This is a genomic window from Proteus hauseri (assembly GCF_004116975.1).
Lineage (GTDB): Bacteria > Pseudomonadota > Gammaproteobacteria > Enterobacterales > Enterobacteriaceae > Proteus > Proteus hauseri.
On record NZ_CP026364.1, the window covers coordinates 214,994 to 241,614 of the forward strand.

At 38.0% G+C, this 26,621-nt stretch carries 45 protein-coding genes and 1 tRNA gene; 30 read left to right on the forward strand and 16 right to left on the reverse strand.

Going from position 1 to position 26,621, the window contains the following annotated elements; genetic code table 11:
* Nucleotides 1–3: 3 nt before the first annotated feature.
* From PH4a_RS01015 to PH4a_RS01060, 11 genes are all read right to left on the reverse strand, one after another.
* Nucleotides 4–273, reverse strand: coding sequence for a DUF4752 family protein (locus PH4a_RS01015; protein ID WP_064497299.1), 270 nt, complete (start codon nucleotides 271–273; stop codon nucleotides 4–6).
* Nucleotides 266–460, reverse strand: a complete 195-nt coding sequence (locus PH4a_RS01020; RefSeq protein WP_129037101.1) for a Lar family restriction alleviation protein — start codon at nucleotides 458–460, stop codon at nucleotides 266–268. Before PH4a_RS01020 ends, PH4a_RS01015 begins: the two co-directional genes overlap by 8 nt.
* Before the next feature lies 1 nt (nucleotide 461).
* Nucleotides 462–740: a hypothetical protein gene (locus tag PH4a_RS01025; protein ID WP_129037103.1), complete on the reverse strand. Its 279-nt coding sequence runs from the start codon at nucleotides 738–740 to the stop codon at nucleotides 462–464.
* The gene (locus PH4a_RS18455) at nucleotides 737–976 is read right to left on the reverse strand and encodes a DUF551 domain-containing protein (protein ID WP_129037105.1); all 240 of its coding nucleotides are present in this window, start codon (nucleotides 974–976) and stop codon (nucleotides 737–739) included. The genes PH4a_RS01025 and PH4a_RS18455 overlap by 4 nt, the downstream gene beginning before the upstream one ends.
* Nucleotides 963–1,184 (reverse strand): MarR family transcriptional regulator, encoded by a 222-nt coding sequence (locus PH4a_RS01035; protein WP_129037107.1) that lies wholly within the window; start codon nucleotides 1,182–1,184, stop codon nucleotides 963–965. The genes PH4a_RS18455 and PH4a_RS01035 overlap by 14 nt, the downstream gene beginning before the upstream one ends.
* Before the next feature lie 269 nt (nucleotides 1,185–1,453).
* A complete protein-coding gene (locus PH4a_RS01040) occupies nucleotides 1,454–1,657 on the reverse strand; it encodes a hypothetical protein (protein WP_123822269.1) in 204 nt (67 codons plus the stop codon).
* Nucleotides 1,658–1,676: 19 nt separating this feature from the next.
* Nucleotides 1,677–3,044 (reverse strand): replicative DNA helicase, encoded by a 1,368-nt coding sequence (locus PH4a_RS01045; RefSeq protein WP_088207255.1) that lies wholly within the window; start codon nucleotides 3,042–3,044, stop codon nucleotides 1,677–1,679.
* A gap of 3 nt (nucleotides 3,045–3,047) precedes the next feature.
* Nucleotides 3,048–3,884: a replication protein gene (locus PH4a_RS01050; protein ID WP_049257590.1), complete on the reverse strand. Its 837-nt coding sequence runs from the start codon at nucleotides 3,882–3,884 to the stop codon at nucleotides 3,048–3,050.
* Nucleotides 3,877–4,044, reverse strand: a complete 168-nt coding sequence (locus PH4a_RS18100) for a hypothetical protein (protein ID WP_164971516.1) — start codon at nucleotides 4,042–4,044, stop codon at nucleotides 3,877–3,879. The genes PH4a_RS01050 and PH4a_RS18100 overlap by 8 nt, the downstream gene beginning before the upstream one ends.
* A 91-nt stretch (nucleotides 4,045–4,135) precedes the next feature.
* Complete coding sequence (locus tag PH4a_RS01055; protein WP_129037109.1) at nucleotides 4,136–4,516, reverse strand: hypothetical protein; 381 nt, start codon at nucleotides 4,514–4,516, stop codon at nucleotides 4,136–4,138.
* 129 nt (nucleotides 4,517–4,645) lie between these two features.
* The gene (locus PH4a_RS01060; RefSeq protein WP_129037112.1) at nucleotides 4,646–4,873 is read right to left on the reverse strand and encodes a helix-turn-helix domain-containing protein; all 228 of its coding nucleotides are present in this window, start codon (nucleotides 4,871–4,873) and stop codon (nucleotides 4,646–4,648) included.
* A gap of 79 nt (nucleotides 4,874–4,952) precedes the next feature.
* Here PH4a_RS01060 and PH4a_RS01065 point away from each other — a divergent pair, with 79 nt between their 5' ends.
* The 4 genes from PH4a_RS01065 to PH4a_RS01080 all read left to right on the forward strand — a co-directional run bounded on the left by PH4a_RS01065 (nucleotide 4,953) and on the right by PH4a_RS01080 (nucleotide 7,266).
* Entirely contained in the window at nucleotides 4,953–5,630 is a 678-nt protein-coding gene (locus PH4a_RS01065; RefSeq protein WP_129037114.1) for a LexA family protein, read from the forward strand.
* A 179-nt stretch (nucleotides 5,631–5,809) separates the two neighbouring features.
* A complete protein-coding gene (locus PH4a_RS01070) occupies nucleotides 5,810–6,220 on the forward strand; it encodes a hypothetical protein (RefSeq protein ID WP_129037116.1) in 411 nt (136 codons plus the stop codon).
* Nucleotides 6,221–6,745: 525 nt separating this feature from the next.
* Nucleotides 6,746–7,015 carry a hypothetical protein gene (locus PH4a_RS01075; protein WP_129037118.1) on the forward strand — a complete coding sequence of 90 codons (270 nt, stop codon included), beginning with the start codon at nucleotides 6,746–6,748 and terminating at the stop codon, nucleotides 7,013–7,015.
* 14 nt (nucleotides 7,016–7,029) lie between these two features.
* Nucleotides 7,030–7,266 (forward strand): hypothetical protein, encoded by a 237-nt coding sequence (locus PH4a_RS01080; protein WP_129037120.1) that lies wholly within the window; start codon nucleotides 7,030–7,032, stop codon nucleotides 7,264–7,266.
* Here the strand turns inward: PH4a_RS01080 and PH4a_RS01085 are convergent.
* The gene (locus PH4a_RS01085) at nucleotides 7,238–7,519 is read right to left on the reverse strand and encodes a DUF2622 domain-containing protein (RefSeq protein ID WP_129037122.1); all 282 of its coding nucleotides are present in this window, start codon (nucleotides 7,517–7,519) and stop codon (nucleotides 7,238–7,240) included. The genes PH4a_RS01080 and PH4a_RS01085 overlap by 29 nt on opposite strands.
* Before the next feature lie 166 nt (nucleotides 7,520–7,685).
* Between PH4a_RS01085 and PH4a_RS01090 the strand changes: the two genes are divergently transcribed.
* From PH4a_RS01090 to PH4a_RS18205, 20 genes are all read left to right on the forward strand, one after another.
* Nucleotides 7,686–7,874 carry a hypothetical protein gene (locus tag PH4a_RS01090; protein WP_129037124.1) on the forward strand — a complete coding sequence of 63 codons (189 nt, stop codon included), beginning with the start codon at nucleotides 7,686–7,688 and terminating at the stop codon, nucleotides 7,872–7,874.
* Between the two features lie 18 nt (nucleotides 7,875–7,892).
* On the forward strand, nucleotides 7,893–8,162 hold the full coding sequence (locus tag PH4a_RS01095) for a hypothetical protein (RefSeq protein ID WP_129037126.1): 270 nt from the start codon (nucleotides 7,893–7,895) through the stop codon (nucleotides 8,160–8,162).
* Nucleotides 8,163–8,191: 29 nt separating this feature from the next.
* Nucleotides 8,192–8,431, forward strand: a complete 240-nt coding sequence (locus tag PH4a_RS01100; protein ID WP_244212916.1) for a hypothetical protein — start codon at nucleotides 8,192–8,194, stop codon at nucleotides 8,429–8,431.
* Between the two features lie 3 nt (nucleotides 8,432–8,434).
* Nucleotides 8,435–8,668, forward strand: coding sequence for a hypothetical protein (locus tag PH4a_RS01105; protein ID WP_129037128.1), 234 nt, complete (start codon nucleotides 8,435–8,437; stop codon nucleotides 8,666–8,668).
* 239 nt (nucleotides 8,669–8,907) lie between these two features.
* Nucleotides 8,908–9,183 (forward strand): hypothetical protein, encoded by a 276-nt coding sequence (locus PH4a_RS01110; RefSeq protein WP_129037130.1) that lies wholly within the window; start codon nucleotides 8,908–8,910, stop codon nucleotides 9,181–9,183.
* The gene (locus tag PH4a_RS18105; protein ID WP_164971517.1) at nucleotides 9,180–9,332 is read left to right on the forward strand and encodes a hypothetical protein; all 153 of its coding nucleotides are present in this window, start codon (nucleotides 9,180–9,182) and stop codon (nucleotides 9,330–9,332) included. The genes PH4a_RS01110 and PH4a_RS18105 overlap by 4 nt, the downstream gene beginning before the upstream one ends.
* Nucleotides 9,333–9,341: 9 nt before the next feature.
* Nucleotides 9,342–10,034, forward strand: coding sequence for a 3'-5' exonuclease family protein (locus tag PH4a_RS01115; protein WP_129037132.1), 693 nt, complete (start codon nucleotides 9,342–9,344; stop codon nucleotides 10,032–10,034).
* A 27-nt stretch (nucleotides 10,035–10,061) separates the two neighbouring features.
* Entirely contained in the window at nucleotides 10,062–10,637 is a 576-nt protein-coding gene (locus tag PH4a_RS01120; protein ID WP_129037134.1) for an ERF family protein, read from the forward strand.
* Nucleotides 10,637–11,110 carry a single-stranded DNA-binding protein gene (locus tag PH4a_RS01125; protein ID WP_129037136.1) on the forward strand — a complete coding sequence of 158 codons (474 nt, stop codon included), beginning with the start codon at nucleotides 10,637–10,639 and terminating at the stop codon, nucleotides 11,108–11,110. The genes PH4a_RS01120 and PH4a_RS01125 overlap by 1 nt, the downstream gene beginning before the upstream one ends.
* A gap of 32 nt (nucleotides 11,111–11,142) precedes the next feature.
* Complete coding sequence (locus tag PH4a_RS01130; protein ID WP_129037138.1) at nucleotides 11,143–11,421, forward strand: hypothetical protein; 279 nt, start codon at nucleotides 11,143–11,145, stop codon at nucleotides 11,419–11,421.
* Nucleotides 11,422–11,464: 43 nt separating this feature from the next.
* Complete coding sequence (locus PH4a_RS01135) at nucleotides 11,465–11,713, forward strand: hypothetical protein (protein ID WP_129037140.1); 249 nt, start codon at nucleotides 11,465–11,467, stop codon at nucleotides 11,711–11,713.
* On the forward strand, nucleotides 11,713–11,997 hold the full coding sequence (locus PH4a_RS01140; protein WP_129037142.1) for a hypothetical protein: 285 nt from the start codon (nucleotides 11,713–11,715) through the stop codon (nucleotides 11,995–11,997). Before PH4a_RS01135 ends, PH4a_RS01140 begins: the two co-directional genes overlap by 1 nt.
* Nucleotides 11,997–12,197 carry a hypothetical protein gene (locus PH4a_RS01145; protein ID WP_129037144.1) on the forward strand — a complete coding sequence of 67 codons (201 nt, stop codon included), beginning with the start codon at nucleotides 11,997–11,999 and terminating at the stop codon, nucleotides 12,195–12,197. The genes PH4a_RS01140 and PH4a_RS01145 overlap by 1 nt, the downstream gene beginning before the upstream one ends.
* Nucleotides 12,169–12,360, forward strand: a complete 192-nt coding sequence (locus tag PH4a_RS01150; RefSeq protein ID WP_129037146.1) for a hypothetical protein — start codon at nucleotides 12,169–12,171, stop codon at nucleotides 12,358–12,360. Before PH4a_RS01145 ends, PH4a_RS01150 begins: the two co-directional genes overlap by 29 nt.
* Before the next feature lie 307 nt (nucleotides 12,361–12,667).
* Entirely contained in the window at nucleotides 12,668–12,877 is a 210-nt protein-coding gene (locus tag PH4a_RS01155; RefSeq protein WP_129037148.1) for a hypothetical protein, read from the forward strand.
* Nucleotides 12,874–13,059, forward strand: coding sequence for a hypothetical protein (locus PH4a_RS01160; protein WP_129037150.1), 186 nt, complete (start codon nucleotides 12,874–12,876; stop codon nucleotides 13,057–13,059). Before PH4a_RS01155 ends, PH4a_RS01160 begins: the two co-directional genes overlap by 4 nt.
* Nucleotides 13,052–13,381, forward strand: coding sequence for a phage protein NinX family protein (locus PH4a_RS01165; RefSeq protein WP_129037152.1), 330 nt, complete (start codon nucleotides 13,052–13,054; stop codon nucleotides 13,379–13,381). The genes PH4a_RS01160 and PH4a_RS01165 overlap by 8 nt, the downstream gene beginning before the upstream one ends.
* Nucleotides 13,371–13,916, forward strand: a complete 546-nt coding sequence (locus tag PH4a_RS01170) for a phage N-6-adenine-methyltransferase (RefSeq protein ID WP_129037154.1) — start codon at nucleotides 13,371–13,373, stop codon at nucleotides 13,914–13,916. Before PH4a_RS01165 ends, PH4a_RS01170 begins: the two co-directional genes overlap by 11 nt.
* A 7-nt stretch (nucleotides 13,917–13,923) precedes the next feature.
* Nucleotides 13,924–14,130, forward strand: a complete 207-nt coding sequence (locus PH4a_RS01175; RefSeq protein ID WP_069367891.1) for a DUF4060 family protein — start codon at nucleotides 13,924–13,926, stop codon at nucleotides 14,128–14,130.
* 204 nt (nucleotides 14,131–14,334) lie between these two features.
* Nucleotides 14,335–14,523 carry a helix-turn-helix transcriptional regulator gene (locus PH4a_RS18205; RefSeq protein WP_129037156.1) on the forward strand — a complete coding sequence of 63 codons (189 nt, stop codon included), beginning with the start codon at nucleotides 14,335–14,337 and terminating at the stop codon, nucleotides 14,521–14,523.
* Here PH4a_RS18205 and PH4a_RS01185 read toward each other — a convergent pair.
* From PH4a_RS01185 to PH4a_RS01195, 3 genes are all read right to left on the reverse strand, one after another.
* Nucleotides 14,515–15,672 (reverse strand): tyrosine-type recombinase/integrase, encoded by a 1,158-nt coding sequence (locus PH4a_RS01185; RefSeq protein ID WP_129037158.1) that lies wholly within the window; start codon nucleotides 15,670–15,672, stop codon nucleotides 14,515–14,517. The genes PH4a_RS18205 and PH4a_RS01185 overlap by 9 nt on opposite strands.
* 166 nt (nucleotides 15,673–15,838) lie before the next feature.
* Nucleotides 15,839–15,910: transfer RNA gene (locus PH4a_RS01190), tRNA-Arg, on the reverse strand.
* Nucleotides 15,911–16,066: 156 nt separating this feature from the next.
* Nucleotides 16,067–16,843, reverse strand: a complete 777-nt coding sequence (locus PH4a_RS01195) for an AraC family transcriptional regulator (RefSeq protein WP_129037160.1) — start codon at nucleotides 16,841–16,843, stop codon at nucleotides 16,067–16,069.
* A gap of 103 nt (nucleotides 16,844–16,946) precedes the next feature.
* Here PH4a_RS01195 and PH4a_RS01200 point away from each other — a divergent pair, with 103 nt between their 5' ends.
* The 6 genes from PH4a_RS01200 to PH4a_RS01225 all read left to right on the forward strand — a co-directional run bounded on the left by PH4a_RS01200 (nucleotide 16,947) and on the right by PH4a_RS01225 (nucleotide 25,706).
* Nucleotides 16,947–17,750: a sulfite exporter TauE/SafE family protein gene (locus PH4a_RS01200; RefSeq protein WP_129037162.1), complete on the forward strand. Its 804-nt coding sequence runs from the start codon at nucleotides 16,947–16,949 to the stop codon at nucleotides 17,748–17,750.
* 835 nt (nucleotides 17,751–18,585) lie between these two features.
* The gene (phsA, locus tag PH4a_RS01205; RefSeq protein WP_129037164.1) at nucleotides 18,586–20,865 is read left to right on the forward strand and encodes a thiosulfate reductase PhsA; all 2,280 of its coding nucleotides are present in this window, start codon (nucleotides 18,586–18,588) and stop codon (nucleotides 20,863–20,865) included.
* A 14-nt stretch (nucleotides 20,866–20,879) separates the two neighbouring features.
* Nucleotides 20,880–21,458, forward strand: coding sequence for a 4Fe-4S dicluster domain-containing protein (locus PH4a_RS01210; RefSeq protein WP_129037166.1), 579 nt, complete (start codon nucleotides 20,880–20,882; stop codon nucleotides 21,456–21,458).
* Nucleotides 21,455–22,234: a thiosulfate reductase cytochrome B subunit gene (gene phsC / locus PH4a_RS01215; protein WP_129037168.1), complete on the forward strand. Its 780-nt coding sequence runs from the start codon at nucleotides 21,455–21,457 to the stop codon at nucleotides 22,232–22,234. The genes PH4a_RS01210 and phsC overlap by 4 nt, the downstream gene beginning before the upstream one ends.
* A gap of 275 nt (nucleotides 22,235–22,509) precedes the next feature.
* Nucleotides 22,510–24,648, forward strand: a complete 2,139-nt coding sequence (locus PH4a_RS01220; protein WP_244212917.1) for a TonB-dependent receptor — start codon at nucleotides 22,510–22,512, stop codon at nucleotides 24,646–24,648.
* An 11-nt stretch (nucleotides 24,649–24,659) separates the two neighbouring features.
* Nucleotides 24,660–25,706 carry an ABC transporter substrate-binding protein gene (locus PH4a_RS01225; RefSeq protein WP_129037170.1) on the forward strand — a complete coding sequence of 349 codons (1,047 nt, stop codon included), beginning with the start codon at nucleotides 24,660–24,662 and terminating at the stop codon, nucleotides 25,704–25,706.
* A 578-nt stretch (nucleotides 25,707–26,284) separates the two neighbouring features.
* On the opposite strand, the gene PH4a_RS01230 is transcribed toward PH4a_RS01225, so the two are convergent.
* Nucleotides 26,285–26,587, reverse strand: a complete 303-nt coding sequence (locus PH4a_RS01230; protein WP_064720533.1) for a helix-turn-helix domain-containing protein — start codon at nucleotides 26,585–26,587, stop codon at nucleotides 26,285–26,287.
* Nucleotides 26,588–26,621: the final 34 nt, after the last annotated feature.

Below are 26,621 nucleotides of genomic sequence, written 5' to 3' on the forward strand. Positions count from 1 at the left end.
CTCCTATTCATCGTCACCTTTTGGCTCTCGATAAATTACAATAACAAGTCCGTGTTTTGTTGTGACCCTTACCATTTGACTTTCATTTATTTTATCAAGCTCATAAGCCTCATAAAATTCAGCTATTGCAGCCTTCTTTCGTTCTTTTGACTTACGCTTGAAAAGCTTTCTGAATATCAAACTTGCGAACCAGCAAAACGCTTGTGTAACAATCCACACGTAGCCCATCATTGATAACGTGGCTACTATCCATTTGTATGTTTCATCACTCACTGTTAGCTCTCCTGTTCCAATCTCTAACTAATAACTCACGCTGTTCATCTGACGCTGGAACTTGAATAACGCTACCTGTTTCAAATATACAATCATCATCATGTTCAGCTTCTAGAAAGTGCCAACTTCGTGTACTTCTGATGCTTGCATCACATCCGCAAAAAGGGCATTTCTTGAGTTCGTTCATGCTATTTCTCCTGAAGGCGCTTGATTGACTCTACTTCTGCAAGCGTCAGACTATCGACTGAATATGGATTGTTGAAATAAACCGTCGCCTCTTTGAATGCCGTAGGAAAACCAGCTACTAGCGTCCCAATAACAACAATCGGGATAAATAAAATAACTAATAACCACTTGTCCATGTAGCACTCTAGCGAGTTCCATTCATCCACTTTTGAATGTTGATAAAATGACAATCTACGAGTTGGAAATAGCTTATTGTGAACTTTGCGTTTTATCTTCATCATTCACCCTCTGGCATTGTTATGTCTCTTAAGTACATATAGTGAGTGACTCTATGTATTGACTCCCAATTGCTATCATTCCCATAATCGCTAAATTCAAAAAAACGATAAGACTCTGCGCAATCAATCATCTCCATGAAATATGTTACAGTTCTAATTTTACAATCGACAATAATTAGTAATGGCTCGCCTATTTTTGGCAATCTCTCACTCACCTTAACCCAATTAGCTCCCTGCATTAGATGCCTCCTGCTGGCTTGAGGTAATCTTTAACTGATTACTTTCAAGCCTAAATAGTCTCGTCATAACTTTTTCACAACGATACGGCTTATGCATTTTTCGATTGCGATCCGCTGTCTTTTTCCCACCTCTCACATATCTACGCTTACGCATCATTGCTTCATCAGCGTAGAGCCACATCAGTTTTTTAAGTTCTGTTCCTTTCATCACTCAACACCTCTCTTAAAGTAGGTTACATTCTGTTAAAAATCCCTGAGTTAGAAACCTTTAGATACGCCCTTCCTCTTGGGAAGCATCGATTAAGTTTTCGATCCAAATTGTGCGTCTTGCTTTTTGGTTTGGCGCCATCAAAATAGAATAGTTTTACTTCTCGTGATTGCTGCTTATCGAGTAGTAATTCATAGTTTTTAAAACACTCATTGGATGCTGAATAGTCATAACCCTTGTGAAACAATATTCCTTTCATCTAAAAATCCTCACGATTCCCACTCATAGCCGACTTTAATTGCCTTGGCTTGCTCTAAGGTATTAGTCATTACTTTTGTGTTTGAAATATCACCCCAGCAATCACACTCAACTGGCGTTAGGTAATATTCATTTTCTGTTCCATCATCCGATTTGTAAGTGTGACGAACCGGATCACCTAATACCTTGGTGACAGTGCTTTTTAATAAGTTCATCTAAAAATCCTCTTGCGTGTTAAACGTTGGCACCTTGGAATCGGCGTTGTTGTGGTCTGCTACTTTGTTGACAAATGCTAGATGCTTGCGCCTGATCGGTGTCAAGAAAGTGACCATTTTTGAACAATTGATAAACTGTACCCAATTTCCCAAATCGGTTTTTTGTCACAATTATTTCTGCGTAAGCTGCTGCGGGGGAGTTCTCATTATAGACCGCATCACGGTAAAGCATGATGATGCTATCTGCATCTTGCTCTACACTTCCTGAGTCTCTTAAATCCGCATTGGTAGGTCGTTTGTTCGGTCTCTTTTCAACATCACGAGATAGCTGACTTAGTGAAATAACAGGCGTTCTGATGTTTTTAGCTAGCCCTTTCAACGTTGCTGAAATATGAGCAATAGCCAAGTCGTTACGCTCTGCGCGAGGTTTCTCAATCAACCCTAAGTAATCGACCATGATCAACGATAATTCGGGATGACGCTTCTTGTGTCTTGTTGAAATTGCAGTGATTTGTTCAACGGTTAATTTGCTGGCATCGACAACCCAGACATTCAGACCAAGTAAATTACCTGCACCCATAGATACCCTTCCCCAATCTTCGTCACTCATACGAGATGGGTTTCTCAATGCGCTAACAGATAGATTTGCGGATCCTGCAATCTGACGCTCTACGATTTGCTGAGAGTCCATTTCCATCGAGAAAATTAAAACGCCTTTCTTGGTGTCAGATCCGATAACATTTTGAGAGGCAACACCTTCTGTAATTTTCAGCGCGATTTCTGTTTTACCCATTCCTGGTCTAGCGGCGATAATGACTAAATCAACAGGGTTGATGCCTCCCATAATTTCATCTAATTCGCGGATCCCCGTTTTTAGTGTGTCCGACTCCTCGCCTTTGTTAACACGTTCTTGTAAAACTTCCGTGTAATCTTCGATTAACGATGACACATGGACTGGTGCGATATCACCTTTCGAAGAATGCATATCAGATGCCTGAGCAAGAAAACTTTCCATTGCCTCACTGGCTTGCTCAATAGTTCCGTTCTCAATCACACCACGCACAGAATCCATTAACTGGATCATAGCTCTACGGTTATGATTATCGGTCACCATCTTGGCATAGCCTTTTAGATTGGCTGCGCTAGGGCAATCCTTGGCTGTTTGAATGATGTTTGCTAGGTGTTCACTTCCCATTCCTTCAGCAACCATCATCATATCGATGACACCGCGAGACTTGGCTTGTTTTTGAATAACTTGATAGGCTTCTCGATAGAACCTAACTGAAAATGATTCAGGCTCTAAAGTGGCCAAAACATCCGAGGCATCAGGTGTTAACCCTGAAATTAACAAACCGCCAATAACACTTGCTTCAAATTCCGTATTGATCACTTAAAACCCCCTGTCAGCAAATTTACCTTCTCGAACACCCGTCAACGTTGTTTCTCTTAGCAGATAATCAATATCAGCCGTCCAGCCTGTGTCGTTTTCACCAAAATAAAATGGCTTAGCCATCCGCACAAAGGCTCTAACGTAAGCTCTCCAACCATCAACATTTGCCGTTGCAAGGTTTTTGATTATCTTCCTGATCCGTGTTTTACGTTTCTCGTTAGCTTCCACAGCATGAGGTAGTCTGTCACCAACTTCCTCGTTGTAGGCATTGAGATATTCATCGTAGTTAATTGGAGTTGATTTTCTCTTGGTAGGTTTTACCGATTCTCCCCCTTTCACCTCGTGAGGGGTAAGGGGTGTATTACTTTCTTTCTTTTCTTTTGTAATAGTTTCTTTTGTGTTTAGCTGACTTGGCTTATGTGAATTAGCCGTTTTAGCTAATGTTTTATTAGCTGACTTAGCTAATGTTTCGCTAACTTGGCTAATATTGAAATTCCACTCAGTAAAATCTTTGTTAATTCCAATTTTATTACCTGATGAAATAACAATATTCATAGCAATCATTTCATTCTTCGCTTTGCAAACATGAGTATGATGAATACCTGTCATTTCAGCTATTTGAGTGTTTGTAATACGGTCTAACTTTTTGCCGAAGCCGTATGTCTTTCTGATGATCGCCATAACGACTTTTAGTTGTCTTGCTGTTAAATCTGCACACATAACAGCTTCAAATAGGTCGTTGGCTATTCTTGTGTAACCATCTTCAAGATTTGCCACTGTTGACCTCTCTTGCCGTCGTTGATTACCAAAGTCAGCGTATGCAACATTACTATTCATCGCCCTCACCTCCTAGTACCTGCTGACGATGTTCAGTGCGTATTTTTGCATCCTCGAGTATTTCTCTGAGACGCTTAACACCATCTTTAGTTACTAAACGATATTCACGAACTCTAGCGTTGTTTTTATGCACAGCACTATGATTAAATCGTTGTTTCATGGTATAATTCCCTTATTCATAAGCTGTATCAGCAAAAGGAAAGCTCAAAATCAGCTTCCCTTTAATACTGGTTATTGATACAGTGTATTTGTTAGTTGAACAGCCCTAATTGTTCTTCTCTAAAGGCCTCAGTTGTTCCCGCAATTGAGGCTTTTTCATATGCATGAACTTGAAGTTTTAATCTCGATAGTTCAGCCATATTTTCTAAATAGAGTTTGTAGTCTGATTCCCTGATAACTTTCTCGCCTTCCCTTACAAAACCAACCACACGACGTGTAGCAAGCATTTCGCATACACCATCAATAGATTGAATTCTTCTTGAGATAGTCGAGTCTGAGCGTGATGTGGCTTGTGCAATTTCTCGCTGATCACCATCACGTAATATTTGAAGTGCGTTACTAACTAAATGACGTGTTCTAAATTCAATAGCTCGTTTGTCACGAACTGTTTTGCATGTGTTTCCGTATTCCATTTGTTAAATTCCTTCTTAGATTACTTCCCGTTAGAGAACAGCAGTAATGATCCGTGGCTCATTCCATACGAGCTGGTATTGATATGTTCCACAGTGGCGGAACCTAGATTGTTAAAAGAGCGATTAAAACTAAGCAGCAAGTAATTTTTTCTGGCTAACTGATAGTAAGTATTCAGCTTTTACTTTCCCTTTTGATAGGGATTGGATTGTTTTTGCATAATTGGTTTTTCCAAAGAATTCTGTTTTTGGTAGAAAACCATTGTTAATCCATTTGTAAACCGCTCTCTCACTTACTCCACATGCTTTTGCTACTTTTGCAACGCCAATGTCAGTAATTGGCTTACGTAAATCATCCATAAAAATCTCCATTATCGTACTTTCAGTACACATTATCTCCGTACTGAAAGTCTTTTGCAAGAAGTTTATAATTGAACTCATGGTACAAGCAGAAAAAGTGCGGAATGATTTTTCCCGAAGGCTAGCACAGGCCTGTAAAGATGCGGGATTAAATGAACACGGCAGAGGGGCTGAGATAGTCAAAGCCCTTGGTGTCTCATCTAAGGCTGTTAGTAAATGGTTTAATGGGGAGTCTTTACCGCGGCAAGATAAAATGAATGCGTTGGCGAAATTCTTAAAATGCGATGTTATTTGGTTGCAGCATGGTAATGAAAATGTAAATAACGCCAATGTAAGTAACCCAAGACCTTATCGACCAGCTCCTAAGTACCCTGTTATTAGCTTTGTTCAGGCGGGTAATTGGACTGAAGCTTGTGAGCCATATACGTTGAGTGAGATCGATGAGTGGTACGAATCAGAGGTGGCTGTTCAAGGTTCCGCTTTTTGGTTGAAGGTTGAAGGTGACTCAATGACAGCCCCTATGGGCGTAAGCATCCCAGAGGGATGTCTAGTTTTAGTCGATACTGGTAGAGAACCTATAAATGGGAGTTTGGTGATAGCCAAGCTTACTGATACGAATGAAGCAACATTCAAAAAACTTGTTTTGGATGGAGCTAAATATCTTAAAGCGTTAAACCCAGCCTATCCCGCCATTACTATAAATGGTAACTGTAAAATTATTGGTGTTGTAGTTCAGATGATGATGCGATTTGTGTAACACAATGGCCTGACGACACGTTTTAATAATCTTATTTTAACCGATAGATGGCTATAAACATAACTACGATAAGTCCAATGCAAATAGCCAATAGGTTTCCATACTGGCTTTGTAATACTGCATTCGCCTTTTCTAATTCAATGATTTTGGCTTCCAAGTTAGGCATAGGAACCTCGATAGTGGATGAAATAGTTAAGTGGATTATTGCAAATACTGAAAGGATTATATCAATCATTGCAATAATTGCATCATACTTTATTGGTGTTTATTCGAACAGACGCAACGACCTGCGCAAAGAGTTTAATTCAGTTGCAGACCCTATCTACATAAGGCTCATTAAAGCCAAGAAAGATCTAGATTTAGGGCTATGTGTTCACCGTTCTTTAGTTAATGAAAAAGAAATATTAAATCTTTCTATCCATATGAAAGAAAAGGAAAGAGAAAAACTGATAGTGGCTTATAAGGAGTTTTGTGATGCTGTATCAATGATTAAGTGGGATAAGTATCACAAACCAACTTTAGAAGACGATGTAAGACAGCAGATAGTAGAAAGCCTTAAGCCTCTTATAGACTTAACAAAACATAGATAACCCCAGCCCTCACCGCGAGGGCTTTTTTGTACCCCATCCCCTCCAAAGAAGTGATCTGCATTCCAATCTGAGATTTTTTTGAAAATAAATTCCTTTCAAATTCAAGAAAATAGAACTAATAGTTCGTAATTGAATAAATTATTCGTACTTTTGGTCTTGATTAATCCGTACTTATAGTTCAATATATAACTCATCGAAGGCAAGGAGCCATAGATAAACAGGATGTTCGCTCTTTTACAAATTAACTCCCGCCATTGTGGGAAAGTTTCAAAACTCCAAGTGAGTATTGGGATTGGTGAGTGCTAAGGCTGATTAGCGGAACTTAGCGGGTTCAGATGGGTAAAGCAGAAGTGTGCATTGTAAGACAAGCTGCGTAAATAGCTGGAAAGCACAGTTACCCAATAAATCCAGTGAAAATCATGACGTGTATCCTCCTGATGGAGTGGCAGCTAACACTGGAAATAGTCTAAGTAGGAGTTCAGTACCTACCACCAATCACCAATACTTACTAACCGAGGGTAAACCATGCAACAGATTACTTACTTACCGCGTACTGGTAAGACAAATTCAAAGATGCGCCGTTATATCGCTAGAGGTGAATTAATGGCTCGTAAAGCTTTAGAAGAAGCTAAGCGCGGTCGCACTACTGAGGAAATATGGGATTCGATCATTAAGCCAGTCGATGAAACAGATGTGCTGGCAAGTTTGGTGTTGAGTCTTAAATCAGCACCAGATACACGTAAAACATTAAAACTTAAAGATAAGCCGTGCGAGTTCGGGGTTACGGCGAGATAAATAGGAGAAGTAAGATGAAATTTGAAGATTTAACAGAAGCATCTCAAGAATCGGCTCGTGCGGTTCTATCAGCCATGCTAGTTGATAGTTATCGACGCAATTTTAAATTAACTCGTGATGATATTTTAGAATTAGGTCATGGAGTTAGAAAGGCATTTGTGACCTTGGAGAGTGAAGAACCAAAACCTGAAATGTGTGGTAGTGGTTCTATTGGTTGTGACTTTAGTAGTAAACAAGCCCCGTCCATCTAATTCTTTCAGTTTCAGTTACAAGAACTTTAGCATTAGCTCTAACTGATTGGGCTACTTGGAAGGCTGTGCTACTTACAGCTTCAATATCATAATCTCCATTGCAGTAATATTCAGCATCAGGGAGATCGTATACTACACCATTATCACCAGTTATTTGCTTTGAAAATCCGTAGCTTTCCATTAAATCATATAGATCCTGATAGTCTGAATAATTAGCATCAGGTAATTCTACTCTCACTATAAACATAGCCATTTAAATCATTCCTTATATTGACTGTGGAATAACCAATATATCAATTTTCCTTGACTGTGGAAAGTAAGGAACCACCTCGCCTGACGTGGTTAAAAGCAGGCACAAGTTAACTAATTACAGCCCATTCTGTGGGCTGTGGTGAGTTGATTAATAGATAGGAGTTGCAATGAAATGTAGCAACAAATATTGCCAAGATGGCATTGAGTTTATTTCCTGTTGTTCTGGTCGTGAATGTGGCTGCATGGGTCAACCAGTAGCAGCAACCAATTGCAAGGAATGCAATAAAGAGAACAGAGAGCCAACAGACGAACGAGTTATTCAGGAATTGCAACATCTTGAATGGCTTGGTGATTAATAGATAGGAGATAGAGATATGTGTGACTGTTTAAATCATGTAGAGAAAGAGTTAAAAGAGAAGTTTACAGCCCGTGTAAGTGAGGGTGGCGAAATATCTAACAGTGAAACCGGATGGGATAACCAAGTTATTGATTTCACATTTGGAAGAACTCTTGTGATGCTTAATTTTAAATTCGCCTACCGAGCAAAAAAGAAAAACGGTGAAATGGCGAAAAACCTAACCCGATTGGACACAAAAGTAAAAATGTCTCACTGCCCTTTCTGTGGCGTGAAATACGATAACTAGCATCGTGTTTAGTTAATAACGGAGGGGGTATGGCAGATAAAACAGGTGGAGCGGCTTTTCCAGCAAGCGGGCATCCAGATATGCAATTTGTAGCGCAGGAAGGTATGACGTTGCGAGACTATTTCGCAGCTCAATGTATGCAAGGTCACTGGGCTGCGGACAGATTCGACTACTGGGATTTCCCCCATGGTCGTGAAGATGAGTGTCTGGAGCGAGATGCGGCAATATTCTACCGCATGGCAGATGCGATGTTAAAGGCTAGGGGGTGATATGTGGGGAAAATGACATTCGTAGTTGAGTATGAAGATGGCAAGGAGCCGACTGTAAATGCTGGCACGGAGATACTAGGAGGTAAATTGTTATCGGTTGGATTTGGTGATTGCCATGACGGACTGTTAACTCAGGATGAAGTTAGCGCCTTAAATCACGCAATTAACTTTAACGATTTGAAAGAAACCTGCGAAGACTTTGAAGTCAATTATGACGAAGTTGTAGCAAAACTCTAAAACCCTCGGTCAGCAGTAACCCACCACACAAACACCAGATAACCACCCTATCGCTCACCTAGCGAGGTAACAATGAAAACTAACTATTACAGCGCTATGCGTGATTGCATGGCGGTGCGTATCACTACGCCTTTTTTACAACTCGCACGTCAGGCGGCAAGGATAGCCGTCTCAACTAATAACAAGGATGTCTGGCGGTTGGCGAGTCAACTACAGAAGATGGCTTACGGGAGGAAAGTATGTCACTGACTATACGTTACACCTATGCAGATATGACAAGTAGAAACCGAAATAATGGCACGGAAATAGCCTTTCAGAATCTTAACGATGTCAGCATTGAAACCGAATCATTCAGAGAACTTACTCAATATTACCAACCAGAACCGTCAGAAGTCGTTGATTACATCATTAATCAGTATGACGCAAAGTCACTCGCAGCAGCTATTCATCTCTCAGGACGAGGGGAGGTAGTCGCAAAGATACTCAATGAGTTGTATTTCAGGAGGGTTGCGTGACTCAGCATCAACAATGGCTAGAAGAATTACGCAGGAAGCGTAAAGAATCGCAGAAACGCGAACACGATGAATTTATGTACCAAACGGAAGTGTTAGGACGGCAGGGATTGCCAGTACCAATGAAAGACTTTCAAGGTGAATTTAATTAAGGAACTGTAATGAATATTTATATTGATATCGAAACCATACCATCACAAGACCCAGTGGTTAGACAGCAATTCATAGATGATGTAACCGCTCCGGGTAATTACAAAAAGCAAGAATCAATTGATGCGTGGCTAACTGAAAATCGTGAAATTGTCGGTGAAGAAAACTGGAAAAAAACAAGTTTTGATGGTGGTTTGGGTCATGTTTGCGTGATTGGCGTAGCAATTAATGGCGGAGAAACCAAAACTTTCTACGCGGAAGATTATCTAGCTAATGAAAAGAGAATCATCACTGATTTATTTGAGCTAATTGACGAAAATTACGACCCATCAAAAAACATACCACCTGTATTTATTGGTCATAACGTAGCTGAGTTTGATCTTAAATTCCTATTCCAACGCGCTGTTGTTCTTGGAGTTAAACCTCCGAGAGTGATCCCTTTCGGAGCTAGACCATGGGATAAAGCTATATTCGACACGATGACTGTATGGGCTGGTCATAATGGACGTGTATCGTTAGATAAGCTCTGCTCTGTTCTTGGCTTGGACGCTAAAGGCTCTGAAACAGGCGAGGATATAGACGGTAGTAAAGTTTGGGATTTTGTTAAGGACGGCAAAATTTCAGTTGTAGCAGAGTATTGCAAGGGAGATGTAGATAGAGTTAGAGCTATTCATAAACGTATGACATTTCAATTAACCGCCTAGTTTGGCGGTTTTTTATTGGAGGTAATTATGAGTAAAGAATTCTACAAAAAGATAGCCGGTATTCAGCAAAATTTAAAGGCCCCAAAGAACCTAAATAACTCATTCGGTAACTACGCATACAGGAGTTGCGAAGGAATTCTGGAATCAGTTAAGCCGTTACTAGATGGGTTAGTTTTAAGCATCACGGATGATGTGGTTGCTGTTGGCGACAGAATTTATGTCAAATCTACTGCGACTCTAACGGATGGAGAGCACTCTCACAGCGTGACAGCGATGGCAAGGGAGCCAATGTCAAAAAAAGGGATGGATGACGCTCAGGTAACAGGGGCAACTAGCTCTTATGCTCGTAAGTACTGCTTAAATGGACTTTTTGCAATTGACGATTCGAAGGATGCGGATAGTAACGAGCATAAACAGCAGGAAAGAAACTTTAATCCTGATGTTGTTTTGTCTGAGTTCGCTGGAAATGCGATGAATATTAGCAATATAAAAACACTAAAGGCTGAGTTTGGTAAAACATGGAAGTTACTTGATAACACACCAGAACAAGCAAAAGCGAAAGAAGTTTATGACATTAGGAAATCAGAGTTGGAGGCTGTTTAATGGCAACTAAAGGCGTGAATAAATGTATTCTCATTGGTCACTTGGGGCAAGACCCTGAAATCCGCTATATGCCATCAGGTGGCGCTGTTGCAAATCTCACATTGGCCACATCGGAATCGTGGCGTGATAAGCAGACTGGTGAGATGAAGGAGAAAACTGAGTGGCATCGAGTATGCATCTTCGGAAAATTAGCCGAAATTGCAGGTGAATATCTGAAAAAAGGAAGTCAGGTATATATCGAAGGTTCTCTGCAAACCAGAAAATGGCAAGACCAAAGCGGGCAAGACCGACACACAACGGAAGTAGTAGTCAATATTGGTGGAACAATGCAGATGCTAGGCGGTAACGGTGGTAATCAGGCAGGAAGCCAGAATCCACAGTCGCAAGGATGGGGTCAACCACAGCAACCGCAGAAGCCAGCACCACAAAATGAACCACCTCAAGATTGGGATGATCAAAAAATACCCTTCTAACCACCCTACCCGTTTAACCAAAGGATATAACCATGAGTATTGATTACGAGCCAAAGTTGATTGTTGGCACTGATATGGAAAAGGTAACTATTGATGAGGAGTCAATCGAATATTTACTGAATGACGACTACACACAACACGGGTCATACTTCAGTGGTCGATTTAGTTTTATTGGTAAAGAGGTGAGCGAAGAAGAAATTAAGAACCCTGATTTCGTGTATAGATATATATCACTCAAACACGAAGTAGCAAAGGAGTTAGACGTTACACCTGATGATATCACGCTAAGGAATGGCGTGTTAATCATGTAATTAATTAACGGACTCAGTGCAAGGATGCAAACAGGAGATAGATATGAAATTAAAAAGTGGTGCTACGTCATGCCATCATTGCGGTAATGATTATTCATTCTATGTAATTCATACAGCATCAGGTAGCACTAGTTATTTTTATGGTTTTAATGGTGATGATGCAGATAACACTCACCTGTGGGATGGGGTTAGGTTGAAGTCTAAAAGACGGCTTTTTGCAGTGAATGCCAGAGAAGCCTTGGTTCTGTTATGGAAGATTAACTCGCAGGGATGCAATAAGAGGAATGAATAATGGCAATAGTTCAGTTTTACATAGCTGACAGTAAAGATGAAGACCCATCAGAAATTACCAATAACCTCCGATATGAATTACCAGATGATCATAACTTCAATGCTGATGATGACGACTTTGAATTTTGCATTGAAGAATGTGCAGAATATCATCACGCTGACTGTGACGGGTGGGAAGATAAATGGCCGTTGTTATTCATGTTATGGATTGACGACCAATATCTTGGCACGTTTGAAGTTGAGCGTGAGTTTGACCCAGTATTTTCAGCTAATAAGGTGGAGTGATGAAATTAACAGAACGTCAAATTAGCACATTAAAAAATGTAGATAATGGATATGGTCAGTTAAGCAATAGTATATCAATTTTCTCACTGGAGAATAAAGGACTTATTAAACTTCACCCTAAAGATGGATGGAAATTAACAGAGTTAGGTATTGAAGAACTAAAAAGGTGGAATGATGGATATATTAGAAGAAGCATTTGAAGTCTGGTTTAAGAAGTCTCACGGTTATAGCCCATCAGTAGCGCCACCTGATAGTCATTTAATTGGCGTTAGGCGCATGGCATTTGAGGCTGGTTATAGAGCAGCTTTGATTGAATGCAAAGATATATTAATCAGCGACGAGGTGGAAATAAAAGATGAATGATAAATACAAAGCCGAACTAATTAACGGCAAACCAGTTATTCCATTAAATGGAAATTTGATTGAAAAAGGATTTATTTAATATTCAGATGCAGTAAAAAGAGCTAATAATTTAAATTCTAAATTCAAAGTAGCGCACACATATAAAATTAAATAACCATGCAAATAATCGGATATGTATTACTCATGCTAATACAGGGTTCCGCTGTGCCTGTAACGGAAGATATATACACGCAATCGGAATGCAATAAACGTGCTGAATATTTAATGTCAGTGAGAAATGTTGATGTTGTTTGTGGAGAGGTGATTCGTGGGAAGTAAGCGCATTAAAGTACCAAAGGATTTACTAGAGGAATTAGCTAACACTTATCAAGGGAAAATATATTATTTTATGGAGTGGCATAAAGGATTTTACGAAGAGGTAGGTTCTCCAGGTAGTAGAACTTACAACGAATACGTTGATAACTTTAACGCTGTGGCTGCCTTATTAGACTGGGATAAGATGGAGAAAATAAAATGAAAATTAAATTATTGAATAATGCAAGATACAAATCTTTAGCCAGCCTAAAATACCCCATAATTGTTTTAGGCTCTAAGCATGGTGACATGATAGAGGTTAAAGGCGACCAATTTCATCTTGGCGACCGCAGAGATACTTTTTTATTTGTAGTAGGAACTGAATGCGAGGTTATTCATGAATAAATACACCGAACTATCTGACTTCGAGATTAATAAAAAGGTTGCTGAGAATCTTAAATTAAACACAATTTCATATGAACGCACTGAAATAGTTTTGTTTGATGATATGGATGCAACGCCTTTCGACCCTTGCAACAACCCTGCTAACGCAATGCCGATTATTATTGAGAATAAAATATGCATGAATTATATAGATAACGATATTGGTTGGTGTGCATATCATTTTGATGAAGGGAAAGGTGAGTTGGAAATTTACGATAAAAACTATTATCGCGCAGCTATGACTTGCTTTTTGATTATGAAGGGTGCGGAGAATGAAGGCTGACTACGGAGGTAGCTATACACCAAAGGAATTGCGTGATAGATGGCAAACTCCCCTACCTTTATTCACAGCATTGGACGCTGAATTTGGTTTCTATTTAGATGCCGCTGCCGATAAAGATAATGCTCTCTGTTCTTATTATCTAACCGAAAAAGACGACTCGTTAAATTGCGACTGGGAAAGCTATGGTGCTATTTGGATTAATCCTCCCTATTCAGATATTCAACCTTGGATTAATAAAGCCGCCGAGCAATGTAAAAAGCAATTACAGCCTATCGTGATGTTAATTCCTGCTGATACTTCTGTCGGTTGGTTTAATTCTGCATTAGAAACAGTTGATGAAGCGAGACTAATTACAGGAGGAAGAATATCTTTTATTAATGCAGGAACAAACAAACCAGTTAATGGTAATAATAAAGGCTCAATGCTTTTAATATGGCGACCATATATCAAACCACGAAAGATAATTAATACTGTCGATAGAGATGAGTTAATTAATATCGGCAATAAAATATTAAATGAATGGAAAATAGCGTAGGTGAATTATGAGATTAATAATTCGCGGTGAAGTCACGCCCACAGAAAGGATTGCTATTAATGAGGCACTGGAAGCCCATAAAAAGAAATATAATCGAACTGGAATAATCGTTAGCCACAAAATAAAGATAGGAAAGAATATTTATCCCGTCGAAATAGAAAACTGTCGTAAATCATATATGGTCACTTTGCGTAATAAAAGGCAAAGACTATGAATGCACAAGCAATGGAAAACGCACGAAGGCAAATAGCAAAGGAATGCCTCATCGAACTCAGAAGCCACGGAATACCCAACGACAAATTAACAACTAAAATCCTCAATAAATACACACCAAAGTTTAAGCCTTTAAATAACATGAATTATCAGGACAAGATGGTTCTATCGTATTACCTACGGAAATTACAAAAGGAAGAGAAAGATGGATAGATTGCAACCAGACTCGCTAGTCGATTTAAAATTTATTATGTCAGACACTGGGTTTAAGAAAACATTTATTTATGATCGCATAAAAGAAGGAAAGCTACCGGAATCAACAAAGATACACGGTAGGTCAAGATGGTTATATTCAGATGTATTAGAGCTAAAAAGAAAGTTGATGTCATCGTGATATCTCATCGATGTAATCAGCGAACCACTGCATCATTTCCCTTCTTTTATCCAGATACTCAGCATGATTATAAACGCCACGAATGGTACTTTTATCAACATGCGCCAGCTGCCTTTCTATTAAGTCACGGTTGAAGCCATGCTCATTCAATATTGTACTGAATTGATGTCGGAAACCGTGACCACTCGCCAGGCCATCGTAGCCGATTTGTTTGATAACCATTAACACAGAGTTCTCGCTGATCGGCTTTCTTTTATCACTCCTTCCGGCAAAAACAAAATCTGATATATCACCCGTCATTGATCTCATTTTTAGCAAAAGCGACTCAACCTGTTTTGACATCGGAACAATGTGAGGCTTTCTACTTTTCATTACCTCAGGTCTAATGTTTATAGTTTTTCCATCAAAATCTATATCAGACCACAATAGGTTTCTCATTTCATTTGTTCTTACTGCTGTATATTGTAATAATTCAGTGGCTAGTTTACTGATAATGCTACCAGTAAAAGATTGAAGCGACTTATTGAAGTCGGGGATCTGCTCTTTAGTTAAGAACGGGAAATGTTTCTTTCTATATCCCTTTTCTGCATCAGCTAAATCAGGTGCTGGGTTGTACTTTGCCCTTCCTGTAATAATTGCATATCTAAATACTTCTCCACACCTACGCCTAGCCTTGCTGGCTCTCTCCATTGCTCCCCTTTCTTCAAACTTTCTTATTACCTTTAGAAGCAACGTCGGTGCGATATCATCCATTTTGTAATTACCTAAAATTGGTAAGATGTCGGATGAAAACATAGATTGAAGTTCTTTTCTGTATTTTTCTGACCACGTATCTTTTTTGTAATCAAACCATTCATTAAAAACATCAACAAACAGATCTTTGTTGCTTTCTTCTTTTTTGGCTTGATTGATATCAATTCCCTTTGCCAGTTCTTTTTTTAATTCGAATACTTTTTCTCTTGCTTCCTGCAGAGATAGTTCTGACAATTTACCAAGAGAATATATCTTTTCTTTACCCATAAACTGATATCTCATTTGCCAAGCTTTGACGCCAGTTACTGGTATAAATAGATAAAGGCCGTTACCGTCAGAAACCCTATACGGTTTATCTTTTGCTTTAAATGATGATATCTGCTTTACAGTTAGCATTTTGGGTAAAATCTCGCTGGGTAAAAAAATTTACCCAATATTTACCCAATAAAGATGGCGGTTGTCAACGAACTAATGCGAACTACAACGGAAAAGAAATTGCTGTGTGTATTGGTTTTTGTGGGATTTTACGAACGTGGGCGAACTAATGCGAATGGATTCAGAGCGTTCCCTACAGGAATCGAACCTGTAACTAGCCCTTAGGAGGGGCTCGTTATATCCATTTAACTAAGGGAACCTACTTAGATAGGTATAGTACTAATAATGTACGAGGGGTATTTTACCTCCCTCACCTTGTTTTAATCAAGTTTTAACGCACTGATATTGGAGGAAATTTACTTTGCCGATTTTTTATACGCTGTAGTTTGAGTTAAAATATGCTCAAATACATCAGCTAAAACTGTTTTAACTGCTTCAAGAATAGCTTTGGTGAATACCCCATCTCTTTATTAAACATCGCACTAAAGGCACTTGGATTTTCATATCCTAGTTCTAATGCAACTTCTGTCACTGAATACCCTTTTTTTAACGCCGTTAATGCATACATTAAACATGCTTTTTGCCGCCAAACGCGAAAAGAAAGCCCTGTTTCTTTGTGAAATAAACGAGTAAAAGTACGAAGGCTTTTATTCAGTTTTTCAGCCCACATTTCTGGCGTGGTATGAATATTAGGTTGAGACATAAAAGCCGTGCAAAGTTTATCTAACAACCTATGCTGTGGTAATGGAGTAAAATAAGGAAGCGGCTTTGCTAACATTAATTCATGACATAACAATGTTAATAACGCACTATCTCGTCCCTCTAAATCATAAAGTAACGGTAGTTGATTAGCAGAAAGTAATAATTGATGAAATAACGGCGATACTTGTAACACCTCACAACAATTTGAATTCCGAGGTACTTTACTCGGTTCAATATAAAGACTATAAGTACTACTTCCTAACATTAATACTTGGTGCTCTTTTTCTGCGGGGATCCATACCCCACTATAAGGTAATACAATCCACTGCCCATCTTCTGTTTTTACCTTCATTACACCGTTTGGCGCATAAAGAAATTGCGCTCTGCGATGATGATGAGTCTCAAGTAATGTATCGTAAGGATAATCGGATCCTAATGCTAATATATCTCTGGGAAGATGATCCACACTATTAATATCAATGTTACGCATATCTTAAAATTGTCCTAAATTCGTATAAGCTTGTCTTTATTACGTGGGTCAGCCACTAATTTAGTGTATATTATCAATCTCCTGACTCAACAGGAGAATTAGAATGACACTCTGGCTGATTTCGTTTGGTTTAATTTCAGGCATTACAACTTGGTTATTTGGTTTTGGTGGTGGGTTTGTCACCGTTCCCCTACTTTATACACTTATTCTCACTCTATGGGGAATTGATAGCCTGCCCGGTGAACATGCTATGCAAATCGCAGTAGCGACTTCTGCACTTATTATGTTGTTCTCAGCAACTATCACGACACTTAAACACCATAAAGCAAGAAGAATAGAGTGGAAATCTATTACTACTCTATTTATTGGTATTGCTCTTGGTGGAATTTTAGGTGCATATCTTGCTTTAATAGTAGAAGGAGAATGGATCAGGTGGATCTTTATCGGCTATCTTATTATCACTATTTTAGATTGTTATTTGCGCCCTGGCTTTATAACTCCAACTCATATAATAAAAAATAGACATAATACAAAAGAGACAATTACAGGTACTTTAATTGGTATTGTTGCGGCATTTTTAGGTGTTGGCGGAAGTGTTATGACGGTTCCTTTATTACGTCGTAGGGGTACACCTATGATGCAATCAGCCGCAATGGCAAACACATTAACACTGCCTTTAGCACTCACTGCAACATTAACCTATCTCGCTCTCTCTTTTACTGCACCATTAAATAATGAAGCTGGTTTTGTGGGATATATCTGGCTTAAAGCTGCACTAATTCTGATTTGTAGCACTTGGGTTGGCTTAAAAACATCAGAACGGTTTTTATCTCGCATTCCTGACCTTTGGCATGCCAAAGTCTACCCTTTACTACTAATTCTTGTATTACTCGTCATGTTACTCTAGTTCTTTTCTTTCTATTTCAAAATCACGGCTACTTTATATATTGCCAGTATCATTAAGTAGCCCTATTTTTTAACATTTCACTTTATTCTTTTCCTTCACAATCTCGATTAGTTTCTTACTTGTTAAATAAGACCTAGTAAAAAACGTCTTTATTTGACAATCAGTATACACAGGATTAACCATTAACATCATTAATTAATATTTAAACATAATGAATAATGATTTATAAATTGTCTTGTTAAAAATATCAATTTTATTGCTTTTTATAAGCATTTTTTTATCCAAGATAAGTATTTTTATTGCTTAAATTATATTGGTATTTACACAAAAAATAACAAGTTATCTATTTTTAATAAAATTAAATAAAGGAAGAAATGAATTTAAAATAGAGAGAAAAAAACAATTAAGTTTAATTTAAAATAACAACTCAATTACAACAACACCTCACATCGATATATAATTAATTATATACCGAATATTATTTTCATTAATTTTTAAAAATAATAAATAGTATATTTAAAATACACTTTAGCAAAATAGATTAATAACATAAGTAAGTGAAATATAAAGAACAAAAAATTATTGTTATACAAGGTGTTTTTACTGACACACACAATAAATTATTATTAAGAAGGTCAGTAGAAGAAAATAATTATCATTTAATTTTGTCTATTTTTGTTAATTATTTCTATTACGTTTATTAACGTCTTATTCTCTTCTATTTATTATTTACAACTAACCTATCACTTATCGATTAATAAATTGGAGACGCCATCAAATATTTATTTAACCGCTTGTATATAATATTTAGCTATAAGAAGAAACTGGAGGTTATATGAGTATTAGTCGTCGTTCTTTCATTAAGGGGATGGGAATAGGATGTGTTGGTTGTACCGTTAGTAGCTTACCACCCGGTGCACTTGCATTTAATCCTATAGATTCTCTTAAGGGTCAAACCAAATTAACGCCAAGTCTGTGTGAAATGTGTTCTTATCGCTGCCCGATAGAAGCACAAGTTGTTAACAACAAGACTGTCTTTATTCAAGGGAACCGAAACGCAGAACATCAAAGTAGTCGTGTATGTGCAAGAGGCGGCAGTGGTGTCAGCCTTGTCAACGATCCAAATCGTATTGTCAAACCAATGAAACGTAAAGGCCCAAGAGGGGCTGGTGAATGGGAAGTTATTAGTTGGGAACAAGCTTATCAAGAAATAGCTGAGAAAATGAATACCATAAAACAAACTTATGGCGCAGAGACTATTTCTTTTTCATCTAAATCAGGTTCACTCTCTTCTCACCTTTTCCATCTTGCCGCGGCATTTGGTTCACCAAATACCTTTACACATGCAACAACCTGTCCTGCTGGTAAGGCTATTGCCGCATCTGTAATGATGGGCGGCGATCTTTCAATGGATTTAGCAAATTCAAAGTATATTCTTTCTTTTGGTCATAACCTTTATGAAGGCATTGAAGTTGCAGAAACCCATGAATTAATGACCGCACAAGAACGCGGTGCAAAATTAGTCAGTTTTGATCCTCGTTTATCTGTGGTTTCAAGTAAAGCAGATGAATGGTTTGCTATTCGCCCAGGTGGGGATTTACCTGTTCTTATGGCTATGTGTCATGTATTAGTTAAAGAAAATCTCTACGATAAAGATTTTATTGAAAAGTTCACCGTTGGTTTTCCTCAATTAGAAGAAGTATTACAAGACACCACGCCAGAATGGGCACAAGCGCATTCTGATGTTCCAGCTCAAGATATTATTCGTATTGCTCGTGAAATAGCTGCAAAAGCACCTCACGCATTAATTATGCCAGGCCACCGCGCAACTTTTAATAAAGAAGAAATTAATATGCGCAGAATGATCTTCACCTTCAATGCCTTACTTGGCAATATTGAACGTGAAGGTGGAATGTATCAGAAAAAAGCTGCAGCAAAATATAATAAATTAGCAGGTATTAATGTTGCACCTGAATTAGCAAAACCAAGCGTTAAAGGAATGCCTGAAATTACGGCAAAACGTATCGATGCCACTGCACCACAATTTAAATATATTAATAAAGGTGGTGGTATTGTTCAGGCCATTATTGATTCAACCTTAAAGGGTGTGCCATATCAAACCAGAGCATGGATCATGTCGCGTCATAATCCATTCCAAACAGTGAGTTGCCGCCCTGAATTAGAAAAAACCGCTCAAAAACTCGATTTAATTGTTAGTTGTGATGTTTATTTAAGTGAAAGTGCAGCTTATGCCGATTATTTATTACCAGAAACAACTTATTTAGAGCGCGACGAAGAAATTTCTGACGTTTCTAGTTTAAACCCAGCTTATGCATTGCGTCAGCAAGTTGTTGAGCCTATTGGTGATACGAAACCAAGCTGGTTAATTTGGATGGAATTAGGTAAAAAATTAGGACTAGCTCAATATTTTCCTTGGGAAAATATGGGTGTTCGTCAGCTTTATCAGGTTAATGGTGATGAAAATCTGTATAAAGAAATTCATAAAAAAGGGTATTTATCCTACGGTATTCCGTTGTTACTACGTGAACCTTCTTATGTAAAAGCCTTTGTTGAAACTTATCCCGATGCCATTAAACATGTTGATAATAACAACATGATGGAAAAATCGCTCTCTTTTAAATCACCAAGTGGCTTAATTGAAATCTATTCCGAAGAACTAGAAAGCCGTTTAGAAAATTACGGTATTCCTCGTTTTCATAACTTCCCATTAAAAGAAAAAGATGAACTCTATTTTATTCAAGGGAAAGTCGCTGTTCATACTAATGGCGCGACACAATATGTTCCGCTATTAGCCGAATTAATGTGGGAAAATCCAGTGTGGCTACACCCTGAAACAGCAAAACATCATGGCATTAATCATGGTGATGAAATCATTTTAGAAAACAACATAGGTAAAGAAAAGGCTCACGCCTTAATCACTGAGGGCATACGCCCTGACACTGTATTTGTTTATATGGGATCAGGCGCAAAAGCGGGTGCGAAAACAGCCGCGACGACAACCGGCGTTCACTGCGGCAATTTATTACCTCATGAAATTAGTCCTGTATCAGGTACTGATGTTCATACATCAGGTGTCAGAATTAGTCGGGCTTAAGGAAAAAAATACCTATGAATAGCAATAATAAACAATATGTTATGTTACATGATGAAAAACGTTGTATTGGATGCCAAGCCTGTACCGTTGCATGTAAAGTCATTAATGATATTCCTGAAGGATTTAGTCGTTTACAGGTTCAGATCCAAGGACCCAATAATGACGCCGCAGGACATCCTCACTATCAGTTTTTTCGCGTTTCTTGCCAACATTGCGAAGATGCACCTTGTGTGTCTGTTTGCCCTACTGGCGCTTCTTTTATAGATGAAAATGGTATCGTACAAGTCAAAAAAGAGCTTTGTATTGGTTGTGATTATTGTGTTGGCGCTTGCCCTTACCATGTTCGTTATATCAACCCAATGACTCATATCGCTGATAAATGTAATTTCTGTTCTGATACCCGATTAGCAGAAGGTGAATTACCCGCTTGTGTTTCAGTATGTCCAACCGATGCTCTTGCCTTTGGTCGTGCTGACTCACCTGAAATTCAAGCTTGGATCAAACAAAAATCTGTTTATCAATATCAATTAGATAATGTCGGAAAACCAAGTTTATTCCGTCGTAAAGAAATTCATCAGGGAGATAAAGCATGACAAGTATCTGGGGAGCAGAACTCCATTATACGCCCGATTATTGGCCTGTATGGCTGATGGCTGCCGGCCTATTAGTTGTTGCAATGATAGCCGTGTTAGTCCTTCATGGTTTTCTTCGTTATGCGTTAGCCCCCAAACACACGGGCCATTATGAAGAAGAGCGTGTTTATCTTTATTCTAAAGCAATTCGATTTTGGCACTGGGGAAATGCCTTGCTATTTATCCTATTACTGGTCAGCGGGTTTTTAGGTCATTTCTCTATTGGTAATGTCACATCAATGGTGCTGCTACACAAAATATGTGGTTTTATTCTTATCGCATTTTGGATTGGCTTTATCATCATTAATCTAACAACTAACAATGGTATTCATTATAAAGTTAGATTTAGTGGCCTAATAGGCAGATGTATTAAACAAGCTCGTTTTTATCTGTATGGCATTATGAAAGGAGAACCACATCCTTTTGCTGCAACAACTACAGATAAATTTAATCCATTACAACAACTAGCTTATTTAGGCGTAATGTTTGGATTAGTACCTTTACTGCTGATCACAGGATTATTATGTCTTTATCCTGAAGTGCTCGGTTATGGTTATTGGATGTTAAAAGCGCACTTAGTTTTAGGTATTGTGGCATTAATGTTCATTTGTGCTCACTTCTATCTATGTACTTTAGGTGATACTTTCACCCAAACATTCCATAGCATGGTTGATGGTCATCACCGCCACCAAAAGCATGATGATCATGCAGTTAATCGTGAGAAAACAGAGCATTAATTTCTAATTTTTTACTATAAACCTGCTTCATTTTTCTCTAAGTGCCCGCTTATGCGGGCATTTTTTGATCTCAGTTCAGAAATAATTTCATAATTTTATTATTCGCATATATATCATTTTATTTACATGTTATTGCGTGTATAGTCTGCCCCCACTTCGCTATATACATTTTTATACAATGAAATGCATTGCATATATTTGCAGCGCACATCGCTATATAATTTTATATATAAAGGTGGTTTATATAACTAAAAAATGAATAATTGGAGTTTATTGTGAATAAATTTATCATTGCGACAATAACTTGTACTGTTGCACAAGTATTAGCCATCTCAGGGAGTGCTGCTGATAACGCTGAAAAAATCGTTGTTGTCGCACACCCGATTAACAATAGCGAAGCCGGTGCAGGATTTGTTATACGTGAAATAGATATGGGCCCATTAGGCGAAAAGAAATGGTTGGATACCCCCTACATAACAAATACGTTCACTCAATCAATGATTGAAAATCAGCAAATTACAAGTGTTGCTGATATTTTAAAATATAATGCTTCATCACAAATGCAAGCCCGTGGTGGTATGGATGTAGGTCGCCCTCAAAATCGGGGTATGCAAGGTAATGTCGTTGCTAACTCTCGTTTAGATGGCGTTAATATTATTTCAACTACTGCATTTCCTATCGAAATACTTGAGCGCATTGATATCATTAATGGATTAACAGGCTCACTTTATGGTCCTGCAAGCCCTAGTGGGCAATTTAACTTTATTCAAAAACGCCCCACATTAAAGCCGCTTACCTCTATTAATGTCGCTTATATTAATGATGGGCAATTTAAAGGGCATCTCGATCTTGGTGGATTTATTGATGATAACAATACCTTTGGTTATCGCATCAATTTAGTGCACGACGAAGGTAAAGGTTACGTGACCAGTAGTAAAATGCGTCGCCAATTAATCAGCACCGCATTTGATTGGAATATCTCGTCTGATACTGTATTAGAAATAAATTTCAGTGACTATTGGTTTAAAAAAATGGGCTATCCTGGCGCATTCTCTTATGGTCCTAAAGTTACTTCATTACCTGATGCGCCCAATCCAACAAAAGCAGGCTATGGTCAGGATTTTGCTGGCGTTGATTTACATACCCGAACTGTTAGCAGCCGTTTAAAACACAATTTTAACGAGGATTGGCAAGTTAGTGCTGCGGTGGGCTATCAAACTGCAGATCGTGGTTTCCGCTCTATATCTAATCAACTCAGTAATGATAGTAAACAATTTACCCCGACTTTATCAGTCCCTTCTACTTATGGCCGTTTTACTGTGTTAAGTAATTCTATTAATTTAAATGGTCGGGTGCTAACTGGTACTGTATCGCATGATTTAGTGATGGCAACCAGTGGCTATCGTTGGGATATTTATAGTGCTAATGGTGATGACCGTAAAGTTACGTTACCAATCCAAGATATTAATAATCCACACCGTTATGATGATCCTTCAAATGAGGGCTTTTATACTGGTGGTGCTCGTACAAAAGGCAGCCGTTCACAAGTTCAGTCAGTAACAATTGGTGATACGATTACTTTTGATCCTCAATGGTCGGTGATGGGATCGTTAAGCCAAAACTGGATCACAGAAACGTCTTATCGCAATGGTGGATCAAATCACACTAAAAATGGTTTAAGCCCAGCCGTTGCTTTGATGTTTAAGCCTATTCCAGAAGTAATGACTTATATTTCTTATGCAGATTCTTTAGAGGAAGGCGATTCAGCACCGAATACCGCTAAAAATAGAGATGAAGTATTAAAACCCTATCGTAGTGAACAATGGGAAATGGGTGTGAAATCACAAGTTGGTGCACTCAATTTAAATGCGGCTATTTTCCAACTAGAACGCCCATTTGCTTATGTAGGAAAGGATAAAATATTTAAAGAACAAGGTAAACAGCGTAACCGTGGATTAGAGCTAATTGCTAATGGCCAAGTAACCGACGAATTATTTATTTTCACTAGTATGACATGGTTAGACCCAACATTGACAAATACTGGTAATGCAAAAACGGAAAATAAAGATGTGGTTGGTGTGCCCAAATACCAAGCAAATTTATTAGCTGAATATCATTATCCAACATTACCTAATGTTATTTATAGCGCAAACCTACATTACACTGGCAAACGTGCCGCTAATACCACAAATACTATGTGGGCAAAAGCGTATACCACTCTTGATTTTGGTGCTCGTTACCAAACTCAATATTGGGACAAAAGAACTACATTCCATCTTAATTTAGATAATGTCACCAATGAACATTATTGGGCATCTATCTTTTCTGGTAGCCAAAATGGTGCTATCGGTGGCGCCAATGCATTTTTAGGTACACCTCGCCAAATCTCAGTGTCTGTTAGTATCGAACTTTAAAAGGAATTAGCATGTACAACAGGTTACTAAAAATCTTGTGCTCATGTTTACTCGGAGCAACAGCTCTCAGTATTCCCTTTATAGCACAGGCTGAGAGAACGATTCATTTTTATCAAAATCAATCAGTTACTGTTCCTGATAAACCAGAAAGAATCGCAACTAGCTGGAATGCACATAATACTATTTTAGCCATGCTAGGGGCTGGAGATAAAATTGTATCTACCACAGATCTAGTTAAAACGATCCCTTTTTTTACCGAAATTGTGCCTGCGATTAAAACCGCATCAATTTCAAGTAAAGGCAATAACGATACGCTAAATATCGAAGCATTGATTATGAGCCAACCTGAGATATTTTTTACAACAGGCAAGCTTTCGGATCCACAATCTGTTGCTTTAAAAAATGCGGGTATTGCTGTTGTTACTCTAAAATCAGGATCAATGGACGAATTATTAAAAAGAACACTGATAACAGGAGACATTTTAGGTAATAAAAGTCACCAGTTGGCGCAAGATTATCTTATTTACTTTGAGCGTAACAAAGTGTTAGTGAGTAATACTGTTAGTGATATTGCAAAAAAATCGCCTATGAAAGTTTACCATGCTTTTGGTGCTCCTTTGAGAACCTCTGGTTCACCTTCTCTTAATCATGATTGGATAACCCTTGCTGGTGGCGTTAATATCGCAGAGCATTGGTTTGATACGGTTCCTAGCCGAGCAGGAGAAGTGGCTTTAGAACAAATTCTTCACGCTGATCCTGATGTCATTGTCACTATGTATGCAAAAGATGCAGATACAATAAAAAATGATCCACATTGGCAATCGATAACCGCAGTGCGAGAAGGCCGTGTTTACACAAACCCTAAAGGATTATTTTGGTGGTGTCGTGAAACAACAGAGGAAGCACTACAATTTGTTTGGTTAGCAACGTTACTTTATCCTGAACAAACTCAACAGATTGATATCGAAAACGAGACAAAACAGTTTTATCAAACTTTTTTTAATATAAAACTGAATGATAAGCAGCTCCGTTTTATTCTCACACCTATCGACGATTAGTACTACATATTTGGGTATTTCTATCACCTAATCAGCTGAGATTAGGTGATAAATCAAAATTGCATTTTCAACTTAGATTACACCAGTTGGTCAAAATTGATCTAGCATCAGTTTGGCTAGCATGCATTAATTTTCATTAATAAATGAAGCTGAATACATTTTTTGTCATTACTACCATAATCCGCGTTAATTATATCAGTAGCGATGCTTGGAATGTTACCAATAAATAGGCAATCTAATAGAATATAGGTAATTATGCAGAGGAAGTAATAACTAATGATAGGTATGTTACCTGTTTTTTATACATAGTTATTAATACCGATAGGTTATTTATTTTTAATTTAATAACACAGGTTTATTTTAATAGAACAGCATTGCTATTTATTAATATTTTAAAATACGACTCGATAAAAATGTAAAATGCCCTATAAGGGCATTTATTTCATTTAGAGGCTATCATTTATATTTAATAAGATAATTCTCATTAATAAATAATTAGATTCAACTTTCTATATAAGCGTTTTCTTACTCACTCTAACTATTTTTAAATGATTTAACTTTCTAAGTTAAGAATAATCTTAGAAAATAGAAAGTGCTTTGCTATCGAAGTGGGATGGAATATGTTGTTCATTACGTTCAGTTTCTTGAACCATGCCACCCATAACTTCTTCAAAGAAGCCGCCAATATTAACGCCTAATACTTCAAGTACTCTTACTAGGCAATCAATATCTATACGATTAACACCACGCTCGTAACGAAATAATTGTTGTTCACTAATATCAATCTCTTTTGCTAACTGGAATACAGTATAACCTTGAGATTTTCTTAATGACTTTATTTTTTGTCCAACAGCATAAGCGACTGGATACTTGCTACTCATAATATTTCTCGCTTTTCACTTTGATTGATATCTA